The following is a 14,400-nucleotide window of genomic DNA, read 5'->3' as shown; positions in this document are numbered from 1 at the left end:
CGCGCACTTCGTGTCGCTTCGCCAACCCCCTAACGGGGGCAACACCAGCGGCCCGGCAGAGCCGGTTCCGCGGTGTTTCTGGAATGAAACTCAAGCCTTTCGTTTCCAGAGCAGCAATAGCACGCCGACCAGGATCACGACCACGGCGCCCCACTCGAAGCCGGTGACCGTTTCGCCGGCGATCAGCACGCCGAGCAGCATCGCGATCACCGGGTTGACGAGGGTATAGCTCGAAGCCAGCGCGGCCGGCGCGCGCGCAAGCAGCACCATGTACGCGTTGAACGCGATCAGCGAGCCGAACACCACCAGGTAGAACCAGGCGGCCACCGCAACCGGCTGTGGCGGCCAGACCAGCGTTTCGCCGGCCAGCGCGGAGAGCACCAGCAGCACCACGCCGCCGCAAATCATCTCGCTCGCAAAGCCCATCGCGCCGGTGGCGAGCGGCAAGCTGCGCTGGCTCAGCACGCTGCCGACCGACCAGCAGACGCAGGCCACGACGATCGCCACCAGTCCCTCGCGCGAGGCCTGGAAACCGCTGCCCTGCGTCAGCATCAACACGCCGACAAGCCCGAGCGCGATGCCGACCGCCTCGGTCAGACGCGGCACCACACCCCAGAACAGATTGAGCAGCGCGATCATCAACGGAATCACGGCGATAAAAGCGACCACCAGCCCCGAGCCGACCGTGACCTCAGCACTGGCCGTGCCGCCCATACCACCACCCAGCATCAGCGCCCCGACGACGAATGCGTTGCGCCACTGCAGCGCGGTGGGCCAGGCGGCGCCGCGCCAGCGCATCCAGACCGCCAGCAGCACACCGGCGAACACGAAGCGCGAGCCCATCTGCAGAAAAGGCGCGAAGCTCAGCAAGGCGTACTTGATCGCCAGATAAGTCGAGCCCCACACCACCCAGGTGGCGGCGAGACACAGAAGGATGACCGGTGGCAGGCCGGAGCGCGCCGGGCGCTGCGTGGCGGCACTGGAGGATGCGAGCGTGTTCATGGCTCAATGGTATGAAGGCGAACACCCGTTATCCATGGCTCTTTCATGGTTCTGGCGCCAAAATGCCTTTGATTCAAAGGAGTTTCATGGACATCACCTTGAGCCCCGCGCTCGACGCGCACGACACCCGCATCCTGGCCGAACTGCAGGCGGATGCGCGCCTCACGATGGCCGAACTCGGCCGCCGCGTGCACCTGAGCCAGCCGGCCGTGACGGAGCGCGTGCGCAAGCTCGAAGCCTCCGGCGTGATCAGCGGCTACCGCGCGACCGTCGACCTGACTCGGCTGGGCTACGGCATCCGCGCCATCATCCGCGTTGGCCGGGCCGAGTATGCGCGCGTCGTCGAGCTGGTGCAGCAGACGCCCGAGTGCGTCAATGCCTACAACGTGACCGGCGACGACAGCTGGGTGCTGGAGATCGCGGTGATCGATGTGGCGCACCTCGACGCCGTGGTGACCAAGTTCTGCATCCTCACCGAGACCGCAACCTCGATCATCCTGAACCCCGCGCGCGAGCACCAGCCGATGCTGCCGCCAAAACGCGCCGACGTGAAACCGCCGATCAGGAAGGTTCTGAACGCGTAGCGCCGAGCGCGTTGAAGGCCGCGGTGACCTCGGGCGGCGCCTGGACCATCTCGATCAGCACGCCCTCGCCCGCGATCGGAAACTCGTCGCTCGCCTTGGGGTGCAGAAAGCAGATGTCGAAGCCGGCCGCGCCCTGGCGGATGCCGCCGGGCGCAAAGCGCACGCCCTGCGCGGTGAGCCACTCGACCGCCCTCGGCAGGTCATCGATCCACAGGCCGATGTGGTTGAGCGGCGTGGTGTGAACCGCGGGCTTCTTTTCAGGATCGAGCGGCTGCATCAGGTCGACCTCGACCTTGAACGGCCCGCTGCCGATGGCGCAGATATCCTCGTCGACGTTCTCGCGCTCGCTGCGGAAGGTGCCGATCACTTCGAGCCCGAGCATGTCGACCCAGAGCTTCTGCAGGCGCAGCTTGTCGGGCCCGCCAATCGCGATTTGCTGGACGCCCAGCACCTTGAAAGGGCGCGTCATGCGCAGCGCTCCGGCTCGCTGGTTCGGCGGGCGTGCAGGCCCAGCTTGCGCAGCAGCTGCACGTCGGCTTCCACGTCGGGGTTGCCGGTCACAAGCAGCTTGTCGCCGTAGAAGATCGAATTGGCGCCGGCCATGAAACACAGCGCCTGCACCGCGTCGCCCAGTTGCTGGCGGCCGGCCGACAGGCGCACGCGCGCGGTCGGCATCGTGATGCGGGCCACTGCGATCATGCGCACGAAGTCGAGCGGATCGATCGGCTCCGAATCGGCCAGCGGCGTGCCGGGCACGCGCACCAGGCTGTTGATCGGCACCGACTCCGGGTACGGGTCGAGGTTGGCCAGTTGCGCGATCAGCCCGGCGCGATGCACCGGCGCCTCGCCCATGCCGACGATGCCGCCGCAACACACGCTGATGCCGGCCGCCCGCACCCGCGCGAGCGTGTCGAGCCGATCCTGGTAGGTGCGCGTGCTGACCACGTCGTCGTAGTACTCGGGCGCAGTGTCGAGGTTGTGGTTGTAATAGTCCAGCCCGGCTGCCTTGAGCTGCGTCGCATGGTGCGGCTCGAGCATGCCGAGCGTGGCGCAAGTCTGCAGGCCCAGCCCCTTGACCGCTTCGACCAGCACCGCGACCTTCTCGACATCGCGATCCTTCGGCGCGCGCCAGGCGGCACCCATGCAGAAGCGCGTGGCCCCGGCGTCTTTCGCGGCCTGCGCGGCACGCACCACCTCGTCGACCTCCATGAGCTTTTGCGCCTGCACGCCCGTGTCGTACTCGGCCGCCTGCGGGCAATAGCCGCAGTTCTCGGGGCAGCCGCCGGTCTTGACCGACAGCAGCGTGGCCAGCTCGATATCGCCCTCGGGGAAATGCGCGCGATGCACGGTCTGGGCCTCGAACAGCAGCTCGTTGAAGGGTTTGTCCAGCAGCGCCTGCACGGCCTCGACGGGCCAGCGCACCGGCGTTGCCGCGGGCGTTCTGGCGGGTCGGTGCAGCGTCACCGGCGCCGAAGCGGTGTCGGCGAACAAAAGATCATTTGCAATCGGCATATCAATAGTTCTTCATCGTTGGTCAGGGGTGAGCCTACACAAACTCCAGAATGATCTGGTCGACGGCGAGCGACTCGCCCTTGCCGGCCGAAATCTTGCCGACCACACCGTCGTGCGCAGCGAACAGCACGTTCTCCATCTTCATCGCTTCGATCACCGCGAGTTTCTCGCCGGCCTGCACCTGCTGGCCCGGCTGAACGGCCACTTCGACCAGCAGGCCGGGCATCGGCGACATGAGGAACTTGCTCATGTCCGGCGGCGCCTTGTAGGGCATGAGCTTCTGCAGCCGCGCGCCGAGCGGCGACAGCACCATCGCCTCGATCTGCGTGCCGTTGTGCGACACGCGCAGCGCCAGCGGATTCTTGCCGGCACCGCGCTCGACCTGCGCGGTGAAAGGCTTGTCATTGACGAAGCCCTCCACGCGCACGCTGCCGAGCTGCGCGTTGCTGCTGATCTGATAGTTGTTCGCGCCCACCAGGACTGCGCTGGAGCCCGAGTTGCCTTTGAAGTCGGTGACCGCAACGGGCGTGTGCACGTGCTTGCCACCGGCGCCCAGCGTGACCACCACGAACTGCTCGCCCACCTTGACGCCATGCCCGTTGAGCTGGCCGCTGATGCCCGAGGCGCGCGCGCGGTACCGCCGGTGCATGTACGCGACCAGCGCGACCAGCAGGTCCGGGTCGTCGTGCGGCACGTCTTCCGCACGGAAGCCCCGGCCGTAGTGCTCGGCGATGAAGCCGGTGTTGAAGTCGCCGGTGACGAACTTCGGATGCGCGAGCAACGCCGCCTGGAACGGAATGTTGCTGCTGACGCCGCGGATCACGAAGCCGTTGAGCGCCTCGCGCATCATCGCGATCGCATGCGCGCGGTCGCGTCCGTGCACGATGAGCTTGGCGATCATCGAGTCGTAGAACATCGGGATCTCGCCACCGTCGTAGACGCCGGTGTCGACCCGCACGCCATAGAGGTGCTCGGTGTCGGCCGAGAACATGGTTTCCTTCGGCGGTTGAAAGCGCGTCAGCCGGCCGGTCGAGGGCAGAAAGTTGCGGAACGGGTCTTCGGCATTGATGCGGCACTCGATCGCCCAGCCTTCGCGCTTCACATCGGCCTGCTTCAGCGGCAGCTGCTCGCCGGCGGCAACGCGGATCATGAGTTCGACCAGGTCGAGGCCGGTGATGCACTCGGTCACCGGATGCTCGACCTGCAGCCGCGTGTTCATCTCGAGGAAGTAGAAACTCTGATCCTTGCCGACCACGAACTCGACGGTGCCTGCGCTCTGGTACTTCACGGCCTTGGCCAGTTGCACCGCCTGCTCGCCCATCGCGCGGCGCGTGGCCTCGCTGATGAAGGGCGAAGGCGCCTCTTCGATCACCTTCTGGTGCCGACGCTGGATCGAGCATTCGCGCTCATTCAGGTAGATCACGTTGCCCTGCGAATCGCCAACCACCTGGATCTCGATGTGGCGCGGCTCGACCACGAACTTCTCGATGAACACGCGGTCGTCGCCGAAGCTGTTGCGCGCCTCGTTGCGGCAGGCGGTGAAACCCTCGAACGCTTCCTTGTCGTCGTGCGCCACGCGCAGGCCCTTGCCGCCGCCACCGGCCGATGCCTTGATCATCACCGGGTAGCCGATATCCTTGGCGATCTCGACGGCACGCTCGGCCGTCTCGATGGCATCGTTCCAGCCCGGGATGGTGTTGACCTTGGCCTCGTTCGCGAGCTTCTTGGACGCGATCTTGTCGCCCATCGCCGCGATCGAATAGTGTTTTGGGCCGATGAAGACGATGCCCTCCTCCTCGACCTTGCGCGCGAAGGCCTCGTTCTCCGACAGGAAGCCGTAGCCCGGATGCACCGCCTCGGCGCCGGTCTGCTTGCAGGCCGCGATGATGCGGTCGGCCTGCAGGTACGAGTCGCGCGACGGCGCGGCGCCGATGTGCACGGCCTCATCGGCCAGCTCGACGTGGCGCGCGTCCTTATCGGCATCGGAATAGACGGCCACCGTGAGGATGCCCATCTTCTTCGCCGTCTTGATGACGCGGCAGGCGATTTCACCGCGGTTGGCGATCAGGATTTTCTTGAACATGCTGAATCCGTTTTCTTGCTGGCCGCCTTAGCGGTTAATGAACATCGAGTACACCGGCTGCGCTTGCGAGCGATCGACGAACACGTACGCCGTGCCGTCGGAGCAGAAGTTCGCCACTTCGACGGAGTCGCCGTCGGCGAGATCGACCCAGTTGTCGATCTGCAGGAACAGGCGTCCCGCCGGCATTCCCTGCGCGCCGTTGGCCGTCCAGTACGGAACTCCGCCGCTCTTCGTACACCATGGGCTCGCCCAATCGTGGGGGTGTGCGACCTCCTTCGGCAGGTCGAAATGGGTCTGATAGTCATAAAAAGCCGACTCCAGTTCCGCAGGGGCACCATCGTCGCCGACGCGCCAGCCTGCGATGGCGATCTCGCGCAACAGTGCAGGCGGTCCGTCGGCAGAGTCCGAGGGAGGCTCGGTCGGCCCGGCGCCCAACTCGGCGCTCTGCACGACGAACGCGGCGTTCGCACCTGCGTCGTGTTCCCAGAAGCTGCAGATGCTGTCCCACTCGCACTTGAAAAGGAACAGCACCTCGCCGCTTGCAAGCGACAGCGCGTCACCGTCGGCCGGCAATTGCGCGAGATGGCTCATGGCGCGATTGCATTCCCGGCAAACCGGCCACAGGCGCGCAGGCAGGCCCCACGGCAGACCACCGAGCTTGGGCACCAGTCCAGGTTCCGCTCCCTCGCGGAACTGGGGGTAATGGCTGCGCATACGATCAGAGCGGAATGTTCCCGTGCTTGCGCCACGGGTTCTCGAGCTTCTTCTCGCGCAGCATCACCAGTGAGCGGCAGATGCGCTTGCGCGTCTCGCTCGGCAGGATCACGTCGTCGATGTAACCGCGCGTGCTGGCCACATACGGGTTGGCGAAGCGCGCCTTGTACTCGGCCTCGCGCGCGGCCAGTTTTTCGGGGTCGTTCTTGTCTTCGCGGAAGATGATTTCCACCGCGCCCTTGGCGCCCATCACCGCGATCTCGGCGCGCGGCCAGGCCAGGTTGACGTCGCCGCGCAGGTGCTTGGAGGCCATCACGTCGTAGGCGCCGCCGTAGGCCTTGCGCGTGATCACCGTGATCTTCGGCACCGTGCACTCGGCGTACGCGTAGAGCAGCTTGGCGCCGTGCTTGATGATGCCGCCGTACTCCTGCGAGGTACCGGGCATGAAGCCGGGCACGTCGACGAAGGTCACCACTGGAATGTTGAACGCATCGCAGAAGCGCACGAACCGTGCCGCCTTGATCGACGACTTGATGTCGAGGCAGCCGGCCAGCACCAGCGGCTGGTTGGCCACGATGCCGATGCTCTGGCCTTCCATGCGCGCGAAGCCGATCACGATGTTCTTCGCGTAGTCGGGCTGCAGCTCGAAGAACTCGCCGTCGTCGACCACCTTGCCGATCAGCTCCTTCATGTCGTAGGGCTTATTCGGGTTGTCGGGCACCAGCGTGTCGAGCGAGAGATCGGCGCGGTCGGCCGGGTCGCCGCTCGGGCGCACCGGCGGTTTCTCGCGGTTGTTGAGCGGTAGGTAGTTGTACAGGCGGCGCAGCATCATCAGCGCCTCGACATCGTTCTCGAAGGCCATGTCGGCCACGCCGCTGCGGGTGGTGTGGGTCGAGGCGCCGCCGAGCTCTTCGGCCGTCACGTCCTCGTGCGTCACGGTCTTCACCACCTCGGGCCCGGTGACGAACATGTAGCTGCTGTCCTTCACCATGAAGATGAAGTCGGTCATCGCTGGCGAGTACACCGCGCCGCCGGCGCACGGGCCCATGATCATGCTGATCTGCGGCACCACGCCCGAGGCCATCACGTTGCGCTGGAACACCTCGGCATAGCCGCCGAGCGAGGCCACGCCCTCCTGGATGCGGGCGCCGCCCGAGTCGTTGAGCCCGATCACCGGTGCGCCGACCTTCATGGCCTGGTCCATCACCTTGCAGATCTTCTCGGCATGCGCCTCGCTCAGGGCGCCGCCGAACACGGTGAAGTCCTGGCTGAAGACGAACACCAGGCGGCCGTTGATCATGCCGTAGCCCGTCACCACGCCATCGCCGGGGATCTTCTGCTCGGCCATGCCGAAGTCGACCGAACGGTGCTCGACGAACATGTCCCACTCTTCGAAGGTGCCGTCGTCCAGCAGCAGCTCGAGCCGCTCGCGCGCCGTGAGCTTGCCCTTTTTGTGCTGCGCATCGATGCGCTTCTGGCCACCACCGAGACGCGCCTGGGCGCGGCGCTTTTCGAGGACTTCGAGGATTTCTTTCATGGCGTTCCGTCAGGAGGTTGAATCGTGTGGGCAGCCTGCGCCGAGAGCAGGTTTCGCGCCGCGGTCGACGCGGGCAGCTTGCCCGCTGCCACCTGGGCAATGGTTTGCGGCAGCAGTTCGCGCACCTGCGGGTGCTGGCGAAAGGCTTGCTTGAGTCCGGCATCGATGCGCTCCCACATCCAGGAGAGCGCCTGCTTTTCGCGGCGCGTGGCGAGCTTGCCGTTGGCGGCTTGCAGCGCGCGGAATTCGGAAACCGAAGCCCAGAACGCATCGACGCCAGTGCCGAGCAGCGCGCTGAGCTGCATCACGCGCGGCAGCCAGAACCGCACTTCGGCTTCGGGCGATCCGGGCTGCGCATGCGCCGCGTTCATCGCATGCGCATGGGCCGGGTTGCCGTGGTGGCCGAACAGCCGCAGTGCCGAGGTGATCTGCGCCTGCGCACGCGTCGCAGCCGCCATGTCGATATCGGACTTGTTGATGACGACCAGATCGGCCAGCTCCATCACGCCTTTCTTGATCGCCTGCAGGTCGTCGCCGGCATTGGGCAACTGCATCAGCACGAACATGTCGGTCATGCCGGCCACCGCCGTTTCGCTCTGGCCGACGCCGACCGTTTCGACAATGACCACGTCATAGCCTGCCGCTTCGCAGACCAGCATCGCTTCGCGTGTTTTCTCGGCAACGCCACCCAGCGTGCCCGAGGACGGGCTGGGCCGGATGTAGGCGCGCTCGTGCACCGAGAGCTTTTCCATGCGCGTCTTGTCGCCGAGGATCGAGCCGCCCGACAGGCTCGACGACGGGTCGATCGTCAGCACCGCGACGCGATGGCCCTTGTCGATGAGGAACAGGCCGAGCGCTTCGATGAAGGTGGATTTGCCGACACCCGGCACGCCGGAGATGCCCAGCCGGAACGAGTTGCCGGTGCGCGGCAACAGCGCCGTGAGCAGTTCGTCAGCCTGCGCGCGATGGTCGGCGCGGGTGGATTCGAGCAGCGTGATGGCTTTGGCGATGGCGCGGCGCTGCACCATGGCCGTCGCGTCGAGCAAGGCGCGCTCCAATTCAGCCGCCGCCATCAAGACACCGACTCCCTGGCGCGCCAGCGATAGTGCACGTCCACGCCCTCCTCGCCTTCGCACACGAAGCCGTGGCGCAGGTAGAAGCGATTGGCGTCGCTCAGCTTGAGCGCGGTGAGCCTGACGTCGAGGCCGCGCACGCGCGCCTGGCCAACCGCCCATTGCAGCACCCAGGCGCCGATGCCCTGGCCGTGAAAGCCGCTTCTCAGATAGAGATGGTCGAGCCGCAGCGCGTCGTGGTCCTCGGGCTTGAGCGTGACAAAGCCGATGCGCTCGCCATCGAGCAGGATGTGCTGCATGTAGGGCGGCACAAAGCCCTGCATCAGGCGCTCGCGCGACCGTGCAAGGTCGAAGCGGCCGACACGTTCCAGGCTCGGGCGCATCGCATCGATGCGCAGCGCCAGCATGGCCTCAAAATCGCCATCGACCACCGGCTGGAATGAAAGCCGCGACCAGAGATCCTCCACGTCGGTCGTCCCGCTCAGGCCGTAACCGCCGCGCGAATCTGCTCCAGCACGTCCTTGGCGCTGGCCGGGATCGGCGTGCCCGGGCCGTAGATGCCCTTGACGCCGGCCTCGTACAGGAAGTCGTAGTCCTGCCGGGGAATCACGCCGCCGACGAACACGATGATGTCGTCGGCACCCTGCTTCTTGAGCTCCGCGATGATCGCGGGCACCAGGGTCTTGTGGCCGGCCGCGAGGGTGCTGACGCCAACCGCATGCACGTCGTTCTCGATCGCCTGGCGGGCGCACTCTTCGGGTGTCTGGAACAGCGGGCCCATGTCGACGTCGAAGCCGAGGTCGGCAAATGCCGTGGCGACGACCTTCGCACCGCGGTCGTGCCCATCCTGGCCGAGCTTGGAGATCATCACGCGCGGACGGCGCCCCTGCTCCTCGGCAAAGGCGGCGATCTCGTGCTGCAGCGCTTCCCAGCCCTCGGCCGAGTCGTAGGCCGCGGCGTAGACGCCGGTGACCTTCTGCGTGTCGGCGCGGTGGCGGCCATAGACCTTTTCGAGGGCGTCGCTGATCTCTCCGACCGTGGCGCGCAGGCGCACCGCGTCGATGCTGAGCGCCAGCAGATTGCCCTCACCGCTCTCGGCCGCGGCCGTCAGTGCATCGAGTGCGGCCTGGGTGGCTGTGGTGTCGCGCCTGGCGCGAATCGCCTCGAGCTTGGCGATCTGCCCATCGCGCACCTTGACGTTGTCGATCGACAGGCTGTCGATCGCGTCTTCGGTCTTGAGCTTGTACTTGTTGACGCCGACGATCACGTCGCGCCCCGAGTCGATGCGCGCCTGCTTGTCGGCCGCGGCCGCCTCGATCTTGAGCTTGGCCCAGCCGCTGTCGACGGCCTTGGTCATGCCGCCCATCGCCTCGACTTCTTCGATGATCGCCCAGGCCGCATCGGCCATGTCCTGCGTGAGCTTTTCCATCATGTAGCTGCCAGCCCAGGGGTCGATCACGCTGGTGATGTGGGTCTCTTCCTGGATGATGAGCTGCGTGTTGCGCGCAATGCGCGAGCTGAACTCGGTCGGCAGCGCAATGGCTTCGTCGAGGGCGTTGGTGTGCAGCGATTGCGTGCCGCCGAACACCGCTGCCATCGCCTCGATGGTGGTGCGCACCACGTTGTTGTACGGATCCTGCTCGGTGAGGGACCAGCCCGAGGTCTGGCAATGCGTGCGCAGCATCAAGCTCTTGGGGTTCTTGGGGTTGAAATCCTTCATGATCCGGCACCACAAGAGGCGCGCCGCGCGCATCTTGGCGACTTCGAGGTAGAAGTTCATGCCGATGGCCCAGAAGAACGAGAGGCGCCCGGCGAAGCCGTCGACGTCCAGGCCCTTGGCCAGCGCGGTCTTCACATACTCCCTGCCGTCTGCCAGCGTGAAGGCCAACTCCAGCGCCTGGTTGGCGCCGGCTTCCTGCATGTGATAGCCGCTGATGCTGATCGAATTGAACTTCGGCATCTTCTGTGCCGTGTACTCGATGATGTCGCCGATGATCCGCATGCTCGGCGCGGGCGGGAAGATGTAGGTGTTGCGGACCATGAACTCCTTGAGGATGTCGTTCTGGATGGTTCCGCTCAACTGGTCCTGCGCCACGCCCTGCTCTTCGCCCGCCACGATGTAGCCTGCCAGCACCGGCAACACGGCGCCGTTCATCGTCATCGACACCGAGACCTTGTCGAGCGGGATCTGGTCGAACAGGATCTTCATGTCCTCGACCGAGTCGATCGCCACGCCGGCCTTGCCGACGTCGCCGGTCACGCGCGGATGGTCGCTGTCGTAGCCGCGGTGGGTGGCCAGGTCGAACGCGACCGACACGCCTTGCCCGCCGGCGGCCAGCGCCTTGCGATAGAACGCGTTCGATTCCTCGGCCGTCGAGAAGCCCGCGTATTGACGGATCGTCCACGGCCGCACCGCATACATCGTGGCCTGCGGGCCGCGCAGGTAGGGCTCGAAGCCGGGCAATGTGTCGGTGTATTTGAGGCCCTGCAGATCCGCCGCGGTGTAGAGCGGCTTGACCGTGATGCCGTCGGGCGTGCGCCAGTTCAGCGCGTTCAGGTCGCCGCCAGGCGCGGACTTGGCGGCAGCCTTGGCCCACGCGTCGAGGTCGGCCGTCTTGAAGGTGGGTTCGGGTGATGTGCTCATGTGCGCCGCCTGGATCGGATCGTCAGTGAGCTGCGAGTCTAACCGATCCGTAATTATTAATTCAAACTCGATTTTTGCGGTACATTTCGCCCATGTCCGCCGTCACCCTCACCCCTCGCGCCCTTTATGAAGAGGTGGCCGAACTGCTGCGCCAGCGCATCTTCCAGCGCGAACTGGAGCCCGGCAGCTGGATCGATGAGCTCAAACTCGCCGAGGAATACGGTATCAGCCGCACGCCGCTGCGGGAAGCCCTCAAGGTGCTGGCGGCCGAGGGACTGGTGACGATGAAGGTGCGGCGTGGCGCCTACGTGACCGAGGTGTCCGAGAAGGATCTATCGGATGTCTACCACCTGCTGAGCCTGCTCGAAAGCGATGCCGCCGGCGTGGTAGCCGAGCGCGCCACCGCTGCGCAGCTCGACGAGCTGAAGGCGCTGCATGCCGAACTCGAAGCCGCGGCCAGGCCGGGCCACGTGGATCGCGAACATTTCTTCGCGGTCAACGAACGCTTTCACATGCGGCTGCTGGCCATCGCCGACAACCGCTGGCGCGACCAGATGGTGGCCGACCTGCGCAAGGTGATGAAGCTGAACCGCCACAACTCGCTGCTCAAGTCGGGCCGCATCAACGAGTCGCTGAAGGAGCACCGCGCGATCATGGCGGCGCTGGCCGAGAAGGACGCGCCGACTGCCATGGCCCGCATGCGCGAGCATTTCAGGAGCGGCCTGGAGGCCGCGAATTAGGAACTAGGCTTCCTGCGCGACCGGCTCGTGCGCCAGCGCCATCACGGCATGTGCGCCCAGGCCCTTGAGCTTGTGGTCGCTCCATACCTGGCGCCAGCGCCGCGCGCCGGGCAAACCATTGCGCAAGCCGAGCATGTGGCGCGCGATGTTCGACCAGGGCGTGCCATGCTCGGCCGCCTCGCGCGCCATGTAGTCGCACATCTGGGCTTCGATGTCTTCGCGCGTGAGCTCGCGCGGCGCTTCGCCGAAAAACGCTGCGTCCCACCCGGCCAGCCACCAGGGGTTGTGGTACGCCTCGCGGCCGATCATCACGCCGTCGAGCAGGCGCAACTGGCCGTGCACCGTGTCCGCATCGGCAATGCCGCCGTTGATCGAAAAGCGCAGCGCCGGAAAGTCGTGCTTCAGCCGGTGCACGAGCTCGTAGCGCAGCGGCGGCACTTCGCGGTTCTGCTTGGGCGACAAGCCTTTGAGCCAGGCATTGCGCGCATGCACGATGAAGGTCTTGCAGCCCGCCTCGCTCACCGCGCCGACGAAGTCGCGCACGAACGCGTAGCTCTCGGTCTTGTCGATGCCGATGCGGTGCTTGACCGTGACCGGCACACTCGCCGCGTCGACCATGGCCTTCACGCAATCGGCCACCAGTTGCGGCTCGGCCATCAGGCAGGCGCCGAAGGCACCGCGCTGAACGCGCTCGCTCGGGCAGCCGCAGTTGAGATTGATCTCGTCGTAGCCCCAGGTCTCGCCCAGCTTTGCGCAATGCGCGAGGTCGGCAGGCTCGCTGCCGCCCAGCTGCAACGCGACCGGATGCTCTTCGGCGTTGAAGCGCAGGTGCCGCGGCACGTCGCCATGCACCAGCGCGCCGGTCGTCACCATCTCGGTGTAGAGCAGCGCGCGGCGCGTGAGCAGGCGGTGGAAGTAGCGGCAGTGCCGGTCGGTCCAGTCCATCATGGGCGCAACCGAAAGGCGCATTGCGTCGTAAGTGGTTGTCGGCATTACGTAAGGTCTTGAATCGCCGAGCTTTTCGGTCTCAGTGCTTGCACGTATCGCCACTGGCAAAAACTAATCTACATTTCCTGAGTGCTACGACAGCGCTACAGGAAACCATGGCATCAATCATAAAAATCGGCTTGAAGTGGCGAGCACAGGTCCGGCGCAAGGGCTACCCGACACAGACCAAGACATTCTCCACCAAGACGCTCGCTACGGCGTGGGCTCGGCAAATCGAGGGTGACACCGAGAAACTATCGGCTGGCGTGATCCCGAAGGGCGACGCCTGGACGGTTGCCAAGTTGATCGAGGTCTACACGGATGAGGTGGGCAAGTCGAAGCCGTTTGGCAGGAACAAGGCCGCGGTGCTGAAAACGATGGGGGTTTTGCTCGCCAAGGTGCAGCTGGCCGACCTGACACCGGATCGCGTGGTCGAGTACATCCGAACGGACCGGAAGGTTTCGGGGGTGACGGCCGGCATTGACCTGACCTACCTCAAGAGCGTGCTGAAAATGGGGCGCGCGCTGCACAAGATCCCGGTCCACCCGTCCGTGGTGGATGACGCGCGGGAAACGCTGAGCCATCTGGGGTTGCTGGAACGGGGGCAAGAGCGGGACAGACGCCCCACAACGGCCGAGATCGAGCAACTGCGCGGATGGTTTCGCGCTCACAGCGAGACGCTGACCCCCGATCACATCGACTTCATTCTGTCGTCGTGCTTCCGGCCACCGAGTGAGATAGTCGGACTTCGGTGGGAAGACCTGAACCGGGAGCATCGAACGATCCTGATCCGCGACCGCAAGGACCCGAAGAAGAAGATCGGAAACAATCAGATCGTCCCCTTGCTGGGCGAGTGCATGGCGATCATCGACCGCCAGCCTCACCCCGAAGGCGCAGAGTTCATTTTCCCGGTCAACGGCGACACCTGGAGCACGGTATTTCCGAGAGCCTGCCGGGACCTGGGGATTGAAGATTTGCGCCTCTACGACCTACGCCACGAGGCAATCAGCCGCCTGGTCGGGACGAACAAGTACAGCATTCTGGAAATGATGCTGATCACCGGCCACAAAGACCCGAAGCAGCTCGCCCGCTACACCCAGTTGCGCGCGAGAGATCTGCATCGGTGATTCCACCTTACCTGATATGGAGCCCGAAAAGACCGGCTGGCCGCCCTGTGAGTTGATGCAGGACGACTGCCGTCCGCTCAGTCTCTGGTTTGCCAGCAAGGTCAATGCTCGGGCGCTGGCGCGAGATGCTGCGGCGTCTTTATCCGGAGGTGATCCAGGTGAGCTATCCTGCCGCCATGGAAGTCGAATACTTCGCCTGGATGCTGCCGCCCGACGCCTGGCGCAAGAAGCCCCAGCGCTCGCCGTTCAAGATGACGGCCGAAGAAGCGCAGGCCCGCTATCCGGGAGCCACCCCGATCCCTGAAACGCGAGAGGTGCGGGACGTTGGGGATGGGAAGCCGTTCGCGGCTGGGCAACCGTATCAGCGGTGAATGTGCCACGCGGTGAGCATGCAACC

At 65.5% G+C, this 14,400-nt stretch carries 14 protein-coding genes; 4 read left to right on the top strand and 10 right to left on the bottom strand.

The annotated features are described in order from the left end of the window. Positions 1-90: 90 nt before the first annotated feature. Entirely contained in the window at positions 91-1,002 is a 912-nt protein-coding gene (locus tag QTI05_RS22900) for an EamA family transporter (protein ID WP_286542946.1), read from the bottom strand. A gap of 86 nt (positions 1,003-1,088) precedes the next feature. Here QTI05_RS22900 and QTI05_RS22895 point away from each other — a divergent pair, with 86 nt between their 5' ends. After that, positions 1,089-1,586, top strand: coding sequence for an Lrp/AsnC family transcriptional regulator (locus tag QTI05_RS22895; protein WP_286619733.1), 498 nt, complete (start codon positions 1,089-1,091; stop codon positions 1,584-1,586). Here the strand turns inward: QTI05_RS22895 and QTI05_RS22890 are convergent. The 8 genes from QTI05_RS22890 to scpA form a co-directional block, all read right to left on the bottom strand. Continuing rightward, the gene (locus QTI05_RS22890) at positions 1,564-2,055 is read right to left on the bottom strand and encodes a VOC family protein (RefSeq protein ID WP_286619732.1); all 492 of its coding nucleotides are present in this window, start codon (positions 2,053-2,055) and stop codon (positions 1,564-1,566) included. The genes QTI05_RS22895 and QTI05_RS22890 overlap by 23 nt on opposite strands. After that, a complete protein-coding gene (bioB, locus tag QTI05_RS22885; protein WP_286619731.1) occupies positions 2,052-3,098 on the bottom strand; it encodes a biotin synthase BioB in 1,047 nt (348 codons plus the stop codon). The genes QTI05_RS22890 and bioB overlap by 4 nt, the downstream gene beginning before the upstream one ends. A 34-nt stretch (positions 3,099-3,132) precedes the next feature. Beyond that, positions 3,133-5,181, bottom strand: coding sequence for an acetyl-CoA carboxylase biotin carboxylase subunit (locus QTI05_RS22880; protein WP_286619730.1), 2,049 nt, complete (start codon positions 5,179-5,181; stop codon positions 3,133-3,135). Positions 5,182-5,208: 27 nt separating this feature from the next. Then, positions 5,209-5,772, bottom strand: a complete 564-nt coding sequence (locus QTI05_RS22875) for a hypothetical protein (protein WP_286619729.1) — start codon at positions 5,770-5,772, stop codon at positions 5,209-5,211. A 127-nt stretch (positions 5,773-5,899) separates the two neighbouring features. Continuing rightward, positions 5,900-7,432 carry an acyl-CoA carboxylase subunit beta gene (locus QTI05_RS22870; protein WP_286542939.1) on the bottom strand — a complete coding sequence of 511 codons (1,533 nt, stop codon included), beginning with the start codon at positions 7,430-7,432 and terminating at the stop codon, positions 5,900-5,902. Then, positions 7,429-8,505 carry a methylmalonyl Co-A mutase-associated GTPase MeaB gene (gene meaB / locus QTI05_RS22865; protein ID WP_286619728.1) on the bottom strand — a complete coding sequence of 359 codons (1,077 nt, stop codon included), beginning with the start codon at positions 8,503-8,505 and terminating at the stop codon, positions 7,429-7,431. The genes QTI05_RS22870 and meaB overlap by 4 nt, the downstream gene beginning before the upstream one ends. Continuing rightward, entirely contained in the window at positions 8,505-8,972 is a 468-nt protein-coding gene (locus tag QTI05_RS22860) for a GNAT family N-acetyltransferase (protein ID WP_286619727.1), read from the bottom strand. Before QTI05_RS22860 ends, meaB begins: the two co-directional genes overlap by 1 nt. A 14-nt stretch (positions 8,973-8,986) precedes the next feature. Next, on the bottom strand, positions 8,987-11,149 hold the full coding sequence (scpA, locus tag QTI05_RS22855) for a methylmalonyl-CoA mutase (protein WP_286619726.1): 2,163 nt from the start codon (positions 11,147-11,149) through the stop codon (positions 8,987-8,989). A 92-nt stretch (positions 11,150-11,241) separates the two neighbouring features. Here scpA and QTI05_RS22850 point away from each other — a divergent pair, with 92 nt between their 5' ends. Next, the gene (locus QTI05_RS22850; protein WP_286619725.1) at positions 11,242-11,889 is read left to right on the top strand and encodes a GntR family transcriptional regulator; all 648 of its coding nucleotides are present in this window, start codon (positions 11,242-11,244) and stop codon (positions 11,887-11,889) included. A 3-nt stretch (positions 11,890-11,892) separates the two neighbouring features. On the opposite strand, the gene dusA is transcribed toward QTI05_RS22850, so the two are convergent. Further along, positions 11,893-12,882: a tRNA dihydrouridine(20/20a) synthase DusA gene (gene dusA, locus QTI05_RS22845; protein WP_286657919.1), complete on the bottom strand. Its 990-nt coding sequence runs from the start codon at positions 12,880-12,882 to the stop codon at positions 11,893-11,895. Positions 12,883-12,992: 110 nt separating this feature from the next. Between dusA and QTI05_RS22840 the strand changes: the two genes are divergently transcribed. Both QTI05_RS22840 and QTI05_RS22835 read left to right on the top strand, forming a co-directional pair. Next, positions 12,993-14,003: a site-specific integrase gene (locus tag QTI05_RS22840; RefSeq protein WP_286657918.1), complete on the top strand. Its 1,011-nt coding sequence runs from the start codon at positions 12,993-12,995 to the stop codon at positions 14,001-14,003. Between the two features lie 104 nt (positions 14,004-14,107). Then, positions 14,108-14,374: a hypothetical protein gene (locus tag QTI05_RS22835; RefSeq protein ID WP_286657917.1), complete on the top strand. Its 267-nt coding sequence runs from the start codon at positions 14,108-14,110 to the stop codon at positions 14,372-14,374. Positions 14,375-14,400: the final 26 nt, after the last annotated feature.

It is taken from the genome of Variovorax fucosicus, from assembly GCF_030316825.1.
Lineage (GTDB): Bacteria > Pseudomonadota > Gammaproteobacteria > Burkholderiales > Burkholderiaceae_C > Variovorax > Variovorax fucosicus.
The sequence above is the reverse complement of the archived record's forward strand: the minus strand, read 5'-3'. Positions and strand labels throughout refer to the sequence as shown.